The sequence below is a fragment of the Phaeodactylibacter sp. genome, from assembly GCF_040219495.1.
Classification (GTDB): Bacteria; Bacteroidota; Bacteroidia; order Chitinophagales; family Saprospiraceae; genus Phaeodactylibacter.
Window position 1 is genome coordinate 48,471 of sequence record NZ_JAVJSK010000096.1, and the last position, 11,122, is coordinate 59,592.

The window sequence follows — 11,122 nt, forward strand, 5'->3', positions numbered from 1 at the left end:
AAACACTTATACTGCTTACTCTAATGGACCGACACCAACCCGGTGGGCCACTAAAATGTGCTAGTCCCATGAATCTTCCGATCATACTTCCCAATTTCCGTATTCTCATGAAAAAATATACTTTTTCTCTAGCCTTGTGCTTCTTCTTTTTCGGGGCGCTGTCTCTACAGGCTCAAAACGTGGCTTACACCATGTACTTCGAGCAACCAGAGGAACCGCCCTGTCTTGATGAAGAAATCTGTATCAATGTGACGGTGCAGAACTTCTCCAACATCGCGACTACTGATTTCAATATCTTATGGGATTCTACCGCTTTCGAATTTGTTCAGGTCACGGGTTTCAACCTGCCTGGACTTAGTGCTGCCAACTTTACGGAGACCAGCGCCGGCTCCCTGAATACGATGTGGGAGGTGGAAGATTGCAGTACGATAAATGACGGGGAAGGCGTGACCCTCGATGATTGCGATAATACCTGCAGGCCAGTGATTTTTCAGTTGTGTCTGCGTGCAATCGGGACATACGGTAGCTCAACGTCAGTCACCGTTGGTCCGGACCGGTACACGACCAAAGACAACAGTAACTGTGTGAATACCCAAACCTTCGTAGAGCCTGCCTTTGTATCTACTTGCGTACGCCCATTCATCATTGATATTGGCAACAGCCAGGGCAATGAGGGCGATCTGGTTTGTCTGGACTTCTCCGTATCGGGCCTGGATAGCTTATCGTCTTTCCAGTTTCCAGTGGTATGGGACTCTACGCTGGCTTCTTTTGAAAGCGTAATCATCCCCCAAAACCTGCCCAACTTTGGTCCGGGTAACATCGGTAACCCGATCTCGGCTATGGGCGTTCAGGAAGGGAGCATTACTGTATCCTGGGGCGCACCACCTCCTGCCAACCTCTTGTCGCTCGCAGACTCTACACTCATTTTCCAGCTTTGTCTGCGCTTGAAGCCTGGTTCCTGCTCACGTGATCTTGATGTATTTATTGCGGATCAACAGCCCGGGCAACCCTTCTTCCGGCCCGAAGCGACTAATGATTTTATGAATGGGTTCTCCAATATTCAGGTGGGGCAAAACCCGGGTGTGATCGAAGTAGGTACTTGTAATCCGGAAGGCGTACAGGTCGTGGCGAACTGCGGTGATCCGGTAACCCTGAACGATCAGGTGTGCGTAGCGGTAGAAGCAGGCGGCAACTTCCAGAATGTCACCGACCTGGGCTTTTTGATGCAATGGAATACAAGTATCCTGGAATACACCGGTGTGCAGGGCTTTAACCTGCCGGGCTTGAATGGTACCGGCTTTAACGAATTGAACACCCAAAACGGTGTTTTGGGCTTTGAGTGGGACGGCTCCCCTCAAACCCGTGCAGAAGGGGACGTGATTTTTGAGGTCTGCTTCGATGTGATCGGGCTTGGCGGAAACAGCCCTTTCCAGTTCATCAACAATAATGCGGATGTTGGAGAAATCAATAACGGTGGAAATATCGGGATCAACCCCACAAACTGTGAGGTGACGGTCAATCAGCCTCCGGGCGTCGTCATGGAGCTGACCGGAGACCTGCAGGGGCAGCCGGGAGACACCCTCTGTTTCGACTTTATGGTGAACAACTTCGTCGATGTGGAAGAGATGCAGTTCAGTATCGTTTGGGAACCCGAACACCTGGAGTTTCTGCTCGTTGGAGGTTTGCAGAACATCAACCTGCCGGGTGCCAGTGCTGCCAACTTCAACTTCATTAGCTTCCAGAATGGTCAAATTCTATTTGACAACTGGGCTCCTTCCTCTCCGGTAACCTTACCCGATGGCACTTCCCTCTTTACCCTGTGCTTTCAAATTCCTGATGATGAAGCGCTCGCAGGTATCTGCGACGTGGTTCAGATTGCCAGCGACCCGCTGGTGGCTGAAGTTATTACTTCAAGTTCCAATAACGAAGATGTTGGCCTTTCCGGTATCGGTGGCGACTACTGCATCCTCAGCCCGGACGGCTTTTGGTTGGTTGGCGGACAAGTGGAAGGCGACTTGCGCGACACCGTATGTGTACCGTTTCAGGTCGGGCAGTTTGAAGATATCACAGGAGCCAGCTTCTGTGTAAACTGGGCACCCGGTTCGCTCAACTTTACAGAGTTTATTGACCCGGGCCTCATCCCCAACCTGAACTTCAACCTTGATGCAGAACCCGTAGGTGCTGCCTGTATCGATTTCACCAGCCTTGAGCCTTTATTGTTAGCAGACTCTGCAGTGATCTTCGAAATGTGTTTTGAATTGCTCGGCCCTGCTGATACCTGCTACGCGATTTCGGTCAATGAAATACCAAGCCCGACCGTATCAACGGGCAATGGCCCCGGTAGCCTGCTCGATTTACCAGCAGAGCTCTGCATTAATGATAAACTCTTTATTGATACGGCGATTGTGACTGCCGAAAGCTGCCCCGGTGTATGCGATGGTGAAGTACAACTGGTTGTCTCTGGTGGGGTGCCGCCTTATGCCTTCAGCTGGCAAACTTCCCCTCCTCAGTTTGGCAATACTGCGCGTTTCCTTTGCTCAGGGGAAGTGATCGTTACGATACTGGACAACTCTGGTTTGTCCCTAACCGATACCATCACTGTGCCAGTGGGGGGCTTTGACCTGTTTGTGGATGTAGGGCCCGACCGCGTTGCGAAGTGTAGCGACTGTTCGGATGCCAACTTCATCAGTGCTACAGCGACTACCATCAATGAAAACCCTAATGTTGTTTACGAATGGACGGCTTCCCAGGGAGGACAGATTTGTGGAGCTACTGACAGCCGCTTCCTGCTTGCAATCGGGCCAGGCTCTTTCATCCTTGAAGTCAGAGATGACAGCTCCGGTTGTGTAGTGCAAGACACGCTCCTTCTTACGCCTCCGGTACTGCCGGACGTAGGTGCCATTCAGGTGAGCCCGCAATCTGCTGAAATCAATTGCAACAACCCCGCTGTATCTATTGCCGTAGATTCTATCGATAATGTCGACTACCTGTGGTCAGGGCCGAATGACTTTACTGCGGATACGCATACAATAATGGCTTCCGACTCCGGGACTTATGTCCTGACGGTCTCTTTTATTGATACCGGGTGTAGCATTACCGATTCTACCACGATTGATGTTGACATCAATCCACCATTTATATTAGCCAGCCCGGGCACCGACTCTGTATTTGTGGGCTGTAATGATGCAGCCAATCTCAATGGCTTCGTAGCCGGGGATGTGCTGGACTTCACGGCACGCTGGCTGGATATGGCCGGTACAGAAGTGGCAAATGGGGAATCTTTCTCCACCATCACACCGGGTACTTACTTTTTTGAAGTGACCAACAACGAAAATGGCTGTACTGCTTTGGATTCCACTGTTGTTTCTACCGAGGCAGAACTACCGATGGTGATGATTGAGCAGGATCCGCCACCAGCAATCAACTGTAATGGAACTGAAGTGCAGCTCAATGCGGTAGTCACCAATGCCAACCCGAACGCCGTACAGGCAGAATGGACTTCTCCAGACGGTGGGCAGCTCGAGCCAGGTACTGAAGACCTGCTGACGCCTACGGTTATCGTGCCCGGTACGTTCAACCTGACCATAACGGATGAAGCAACAGGGTGTACGGCAACCGATATGGTTATGGTTAATTACGATACCATTCCGCCGGCAGCTATTGCTACAGTAGATGGGCTGATCAGCTGTGATAGTGAGACCGCTTTGTTGGATGGTTCTGCTTCCGGGCAGGGGCCGAATGTGACGTACAACTGGAGAAGCCTTTCACTTGGCGATGTGAGCAATAATATCACGGAGCCGGTAGGTGCGCCAGGGCTGTATGTACTGACCGTTAGGGATACCCTTTCGGGCTGCGTGGCAACTGATACGGTCCTCGTGGTGCAGGATACCTTACCACCTGTTGTGATGTTGACACCGGCTCAGAACCTTAACTGTAACCGGGATACAGTCTCCTTCGCTGCAAGTGTAGATCTGGACCCGGGCACCTTCACTGTTGACTGGGGCAGTAACATCTCCATAATCGAAAATGACACCATCGCCCGGGTTACGGAAGCGGGGACTTATACCATTACGGTGACCAACGATGTGACCGGATGTGAAACGATGCTAACCAGGGAAGTGGATGATCTTGATGACGAACCGGAGATAGTGCTGGCTTCAGACCAGCTTTCACTGGATTGTATCACAAATCAGGTGACCCTTGATGCCACGGGCTCTACAGTTAGCGACAGCTTAGTGACCGTACAGTATCAGTGGTCGTCTATTGAAGGCACCCTGATCTCGCCACTAAACGGGCAAACTGTACAAACGGATGAGCCCGGCATCTACGTGCTGACCCTGACAAATGTGGTTTCCAATTGTGCGGTGACAGATACCGTGGTGGTGGAAGACAATCAGGATACGCCAACGGCGGTGGTTGTGGAGAACCAGCTTCAACTCGATTGCCTGAACCCAACCGGCACACTGGATGGTACAGGTTCTTCTACCGGGGACAACCTGGTTTATATTTGGCAAGTTATCGAAGGGGGTGCAGTGGTAGATACCTTGGATATTGGTCCTGGTGTCCTAACCACAACTGTAACGAATGAAGGGATCTACCGGCTTCGAGTATTGAATACCACATCCGGCTGTTCTGCTGGTTCGGCTCCGGTACAGGTCAATATTGAAGGTGAGGTGCCGGAAATTGTATTTGGTGCACCAACGGATATTGGTTTGATCGACTATGACTGCAACGCTGCCGATACTATTGAGGTGGAAGTGAGCCTGGCCAATGATTCTCTATTCGGAGCAAATGACCTGGTTTACGAATGGTCTGCCGGTGTGGTATTCGATGGAGATGTCAATACAGTTGGTATTCTGGAGCCAGGCATCTACACGCTGATGGTTACCGATACGACTACCGGTTGTGTGGGCGAGAATGAAATTGTTGTGAACGACATCCGCGAATTCCCCGTGGTGCAGTTTGCCAATGAATCCCCTTCACTGACGTGTACAGAAACAACGATTGCGCTTGATGCCTCTGGTTCTACCTTCCTGCCTGACACTACAGTTTACAGCTGGATGGATATCGATGGTATGGAATTGGGCACGGATCCAACGCTTGAGGTTACAACGCCCGGCATGTATCAGTTTATGGTCACGAACACGATTACCGGCTGTTCAACGGTAGACACCATCATGGTTGGTGAAGACACCAATCCGCCTTCAGTCGTGCAGGAAGCACCGGAAGATTTCACTTGTATTTCAGAGGATATTCTGATCAGCGCGGCTCCTACGGGCGATGCCAACGACTTCACTACCGCGTGGAGTGTGGTAGACGGTGGCGGTGTGGTGCCTAATGACGGCACGCTTACCGCAAACGTAGATGCACCAGGCACTTACCAACTGACGCTGACTTCCAACCTCAATGGTTGTGATTCCACGGTAGTCTTTGAGGTAGCCGCAGATACCACTGCGCCGGAAGGTGAAATCGCTATGCCCGACTTCCTGGGCTGTGCCGGGCAAAACGTCACACTCGATGCTTCCACCTATGGCAACAACGGTGACTTTGACATTGAGTGGACCACTACTGCGGGTACTGTTTCTCCTGCTACCGGTTCCTTCCTGGTGGATGTAGACGCTGCGGGCACCTACTTCCTGTCCGTAACAGACCCTACCAATGGTTGCGAAGCTATGGATACAGTAGCGGTGGAGCTTGATCCCGAAACGCCAATTGCTGTGGGTGCGGCTCCGGACAACATCCTGGGCTGTGGCGATACCCTTACGCTGGATGGCACAGGCTCTTCAGAGGGCATGATCTATGATTACGAATGGGTAGCCACAGGCGGTATGGGCCTGCCACCGGTGCCCGTTACCAACCTGACCGCAACCGTGGATGCAGTAGGAGACTACCTCTTCATCGTTACGAATACCAATACCGGCTGCTCAGATACTTCTGAAGTGGTCTCTATCTTACCGGATGACAGTCTGCCTGATGCACTGGCTCAGGTGGACAGCGTTTTCTGTGATGGCTTTGCCTTCATTAGTGCGAACCTTCCAGATGGCTTTACCGGGCAGTGGACGGTCAACAGCGGTCTCGGTACCCTGGAATCGGATACCCTGAGTGCGACTCAGTTAAACGGTCTCGGTAAAGAAGTGACGGAGCTTACCTGGACGCTTTCTCAGGAAGGCTGCCCGGACTTCAGCTCCAGCAGCATTACTGTTGTGCCACAGCTTGCTCCAGAGGCTGCCAACGATATCATGACCGTTGATCAGGGTAATAATCAGGCGCAGCAAATCCTGGTGTCCAACGATATTCTAACTGGGGTACCGGCCTTCACTTTTGCCTTGACGGATCAGCCAACGCTGGGTACTGCAACAGATCAGGGTGACGGTGAGGTTTCCTACACCCTGACGTCCCTGCTCTTTGGGCCTGCACAGGACGCCTTTGGCTATGTAATCTGCAATGCAGATTGCCCAACGCTTTGTGACAGCGCTTCCGTAGAGGTTCAAATACAGCGCGACAGTATGGAGATCGAAACGCCAAACGGTATCACGCCAAACGGTGACGGACTCAATGAATCGTTGGTTTTTGATCAGCTGCTGCTGAATCCCGACAAGTATCAGAATAACGAGTTGATTATCTTCAACCGTTGGGGCGATATCGTCTTTGAAGCGGCACCTTACAGCAACAACTGGGAGGGCCAAAATATGGACGGTAGTAATTTGCCGGATGGCACCTACTACTATATCCTGAGACTGGATATTGGCGGAGGGGAAATCCTGAGAGGGGATGTGACCATACTTCGGTAAGGGAGCCTAATCTTAACCCTAAAAAAGCCCGCTCTGTGCAATTGCATAGAGCGGGCTTTTGTGTGCTTTGGGAGGCTTACTGCTTGATGAAGCGGCGGTGTATCCAGGCTTCTTTTTCCAGTTTAATGCTTATGGCGTATGCCCCTGCCGGCCAATTGCTGAGGTCGATGGGGCTATTGTAGCCCGATGACTGGAAAACCAGTTGTCCTTGTGCATTGTAGATCAATATTTCCTGTACCAGAGCCGCTGCCTCGAGGTGCAGTTGATACCGAACGGGGTTGGGGAAGAGCTGTAGTGGCTCCTGTACCGCGGTTTCCGTACCGCTCAGCATGAAAAAAAGCGGGTCTGAGAAGCCCAGGCAAAAAGCCTCGTTATACGCACCCACCTGATATTCGCCATCCTGAGCCGGAAGGTAAAAAGGGACCGTCGTCGTGTCAACCGGAGTGCCGTCAAGTAGCCAAATGAACAGCCCGCTGCTGTTCAGGTCGCAGAGTAGGGTATCTTCATTTTGCTGAATGCCGGGCATGGGGACAGGTGCAGGTTCTTCACCGAGCAGGAAAAGCGTGTCACAGCTCCCATTAGTGGCTGTGATTTCGTAGATATCCGCTGGCACAAAGAGCAGGATTGAGTCAGTGAACGTGAGCCCCAGTGTTCCAATTGTGTAGGTGTAACCCAGGCTTTGTTCCAGGTTTAAAGCCAGGCTGTCGCCTTCGCAAAGGGGCGGGATGAATGGCAAGAACGCAGGTGCAGGTGCGGAAGGAAACTGCAGGGCTTCAAATGGTGTGGACTCGGCGGTGCAGCCTTCTAAGAAACCCGAAAGCGTAAAAATTCCGGGTTCCGGCAAAGTGAAGACCCCGGAGTTGGAGTTGCCCAGCGGGATATTGCCAGGTTGTTGTTGCAACAAAACAGAGTCAAAGCCAGGCTCGGCACTGAAGGTAATTTGCAGGGCCTCGCCCGGGCAGAAGCTGTAAGCTGAATCCAACCCGGTAAACGCCGGCAGTTCGGTATAGCTAACGGTAAGGGTATCCGAATAGAGAGGGAAAGTCCCGGTGTTGTTGACCAGATAGTACTGCCCCGGTGCATCGATGCTTAAGGGGGCTGCCGGTAGATCGGGCAAAGCCACGCCATCTTTTTCCCACAACCACCCGTCGCCAGAAAGGGTGGCCGAAAGGCTGAGTTCTTCTCCCTCGCACAACCGGACACTGCCGCTGAGGCTAAGGGTAGCGGAGAAAACAGGCGCACTCTCAAAGCTCCACCCCTGTGGCTGCAGGACAAACAAGCCATTTTCTGTATCTGAGGCAATGATCGTGCCCGAGGGGAAGAACGGATAAACGCCCCAGCAACCATCGTACCCCTGGTAGTTGGTATTCTGCGGATGGGTGTCATAGTAAGCAAACGGCTCCACGTTTTGCGGGTCACTGATATCAAATATCTGCACGCCCTCGTGGTAGTAAGAAATCACTGCGTAATTGTTACGGATGAAAGGGTTGTGGGCGATAGACCCGGTGGCCTGAGGGGCAAGCAACTCCGATTTGAACAAGTCGATGACTTCCATTTCCAGTGGATCGCTCACATCGACCATTTTCACGCTGCGCCCAAAGGTTTCATCGGCGAATACGAGGTGATCACCATCTTCATGGAGCCAGCTTGAGTGGTTATAGCCCTGCTCCGGGTAGTTGGTCAGGGTGCCCATCGTCACCGGATTTACGGGGTCGGACAAGTCATAAATGGAAAGGCCACTCGTACCGTGCGAGCAGTAAGCGATATTATCCCTTACAAAGATATCATGAATATAGCCACCGGCAGGCAGTACCGGGTTGCCCAAAAGGGTAGGGGCAGCGGGGTCCTGGGTGAGATCAAGGATGGTCACGCCATTGGAAGGGTTGTTCCCGCCGGCGGCGTAAAGCCGGCCGTGGTCCTCATCGATAAAAATATTATGTGCCTGTGTAAAGAAAGCGGTATTCTGGTAAACCTGGATGACGGTATCCGGCAATTGGGTTAAGTCAAAAATAGTCAGGCCTTCTGCGCCCTGATCGGCACACATGTAAGCGTATTGCCCATAGGTCTTATAGTCCCGCCAGATCGAATTGAGCTGGCCCGGTATACGGGCTACTTCCACAATAGCATCTGGAGTGGTGATGTCAAAGAAAACGGTAGTGCCTACATTGCCCAGAATCGCGTATTCACGCCCATCGGGTGCCGTGTAGCCCCAGATATCATTGTAACTCAGGGACCCAAGAGTGGGGAGGCTGTTGTCGTCCCATTGCGACAGGGCAGTCAGGTTGAGGCTGTCCTGAGCGTAAGTTAAAATCGGGCTGCAGCAAATAAGCAGCAAGATAAGCAGTCGTTGCATGATGATTTTTTATTTATTTTAGCGAGCACTCGAGCCATACTCGAACGGGAAGGAAAACAAATACATGACTAAAGATAAGCTTTTAGCAGTAAAAAATCTCCAAACCTCTTTCTTTACAGACAGAGGTGAGGTACGGGCGGTAGATGGGATTAGCTTTGACCTCTACCGGGGAGAGACCCTTGGTATTGTTGGCGAATCGGGGTCCGGTAAGTCGGTGACGGCTTTGTCGCTTATGCGGTTGATTCCTACCCCGGGGCATATTTTGGAGGGTACCGTCGAGTACTTCCCTGAACCCGGGAAAAGCGGGGTCAATTTACGGGGCCTCCCTCGTAAGGATATGCGCCGCTACCGGGGCAAAGAGCTGGCTATGATCTTTCAGGAGCCTATGTCCTCGCTCAATCCGGTTTTTCGCTGTGGTGAGCAGGTTGCAGAAGGCATGCGCCACCACCTGAAGCTTTCGAAGAAGGAAGCCAGAGCGAAGTCTTTGCAGCTTTTGGATGCCGTACAGCTGCCAGACCCCAACCGGATTTACCAGGCTTATCCGCACCAATTGTCCGGGGGGCAAAAGCAGCGGGTCATGATTGCCATGGCCATGAGTTGCAACCCTGGCGTCCTTATTGCTGACGAGCCCACGACTGCCCTTGATGTGACGGTTCAGAAAACGATTCTGGAGCTCATGGCAAAGGTCAAAGATGAGTTGGGCTCTTCTGTACTTTTCATTACCCACGATTTGGGGGTGATCTCGGAAATTGCAGACCGCGTATTGGTAATGTTCAAGGGCAAAATTGTGGAAGAAGGCCGGGTGGACACACTTTTTTCTAATCCGCAGCACCCCTATACCAAGAGTTTGCTGGCCTGCCGTCCTCCACTCAACTACCGCCTCAAACGTCTGCCGGTTGTCAGTGATTTTATGGAGATCCAAACCGATGAGGAAGGAGGGGCAAAGATTGTTGAAAAAGAGGTGACCCTGGAGTCTGTAATCCGGGGGCAACGTGTGCCGGCCCTGACGCAACTTCGCCGAAGCCGCCTGTTAAAGCAGCAGGTGCCCATTCTCAAAGTAGAAAACCTGCAGACCTGGTTCCCGGCTAAGCATAATTTCTGGGGGCAGCCCAAATCTTTCATCCGCGCCGTGGATGATGTAAGCTTTGAGGTGTACCCGGGGGAGACCCTCGGCCTGGTGGGCGAATCTGGTTGCGGGAAAACCACCCTGGGGCGGAGCTTGCTCGGACTGGCACCGGTTAGAAGTGGCAAGGTGCTGTACAAAGGGCAGTCTCTGCTCGACCTTTCTGAAGCAGAATGGAAACCATTGCGGCAGGATATGCAGATCATTTTTCAAGACCCCTATGCCTCCCTCAACCCGAGGATGACGATTGGCAAAGCTATTATGGAGCCTATGCAAGTGCATGGGTTGTACAACTCAGACGCAGAGCGCCGGGACCGTACCCTGCAGTTGCTGGAAACGGTGAATATGCCTCCTCAGTATTTTGACCGCTATCCACACGAGTTCTCGGGGGGGCAGCGGCAGCGCATCGCTATCGCCCGTGCCCTGGCACTGAACCCTAAGTTCATTATTTGTGACGAATCCGTCTCTGCACTTGATGTATCGGTGCAGGCGCAGGTCCTGAACCTGCTGATGGAGCTGCGGGAGAAGTATAAATTCACCTACATTTTTATTTCTCATGATTTGTCGGTCGTGAAGTTCATGTCTGACCGGATGATTGTCATGAACCAGGGAAAAATTGTCGAGCAGGGGAACAGCGATGAGATTTACGAAAAACCGCAGAACGAATACACGAAGAAGCTGATAGAGGCGATCCCGCAGGGCAAGAGCCGGTCGATTTAGAGCATGTTTGGAGCGGTTTCGTCATGAAAATCAAGGATTTATGGTTCTGGCAAAGTCACTAAATTTGAGTTTAGCGGGCTAAATGAAAATTTAGTGAGGAAGTCAGAGCTTGCCCCGCATTTCTGCGGGGTTCAT

Annotated in this window: 3 protein-coding genes; 2 read left to right on the forward strand and 1 reads right to left on the reverse strand. The window is 52.0% G+C overall.

Annotated features, from left to right (window positions below; all coding sequences use genetic code 11):
* The first annotated feature begins 107 nt into the window (after window positions 1–107).
* Complete coding sequence (locus RIC19_RS14895) at window positions 108–6,791, forward strand: T9SS type B sorting domain-containing protein (RefSeq protein WP_350179127.1); 6,684 nt, start codon at window positions 108–110, stop codon at window positions 6,789–6,791.
* Window positions 6,792–6,867: 76 nt separating this feature from the next.
* Here RIC19_RS14895 and RIC19_RS14900 read toward each other — a convergent pair whose 3' ends face one another.
* Window positions 6,868–9,144 carry a choice-of-anchor B family protein gene (locus RIC19_RS14900; RefSeq protein ID WP_350179128.1) on the reverse strand — a complete coding sequence of 759 codons (2,277 nt, stop codon included), beginning with the start codon at window positions 9,142–9,144 and terminating at the stop codon, window positions 6,868–6,870.
* A 64-nt stretch (window positions 9,145–9,208) separates the two neighbouring features.
* On the opposite strand from RIC19_RS14900, the gene RIC19_RS14905 reads away from it, so the two are divergent.
* Window positions 9,209–10,987, forward strand: a complete 1,779-nt coding sequence (locus RIC19_RS14905; RefSeq protein ID WP_350179129.1) for an ABC transporter ATP-binding protein — start codon at window positions 9,209–9,211, stop codon at window positions 10,985–10,987.
* Window positions 10,988–11,122: the final 135 nt, after the last annotated feature.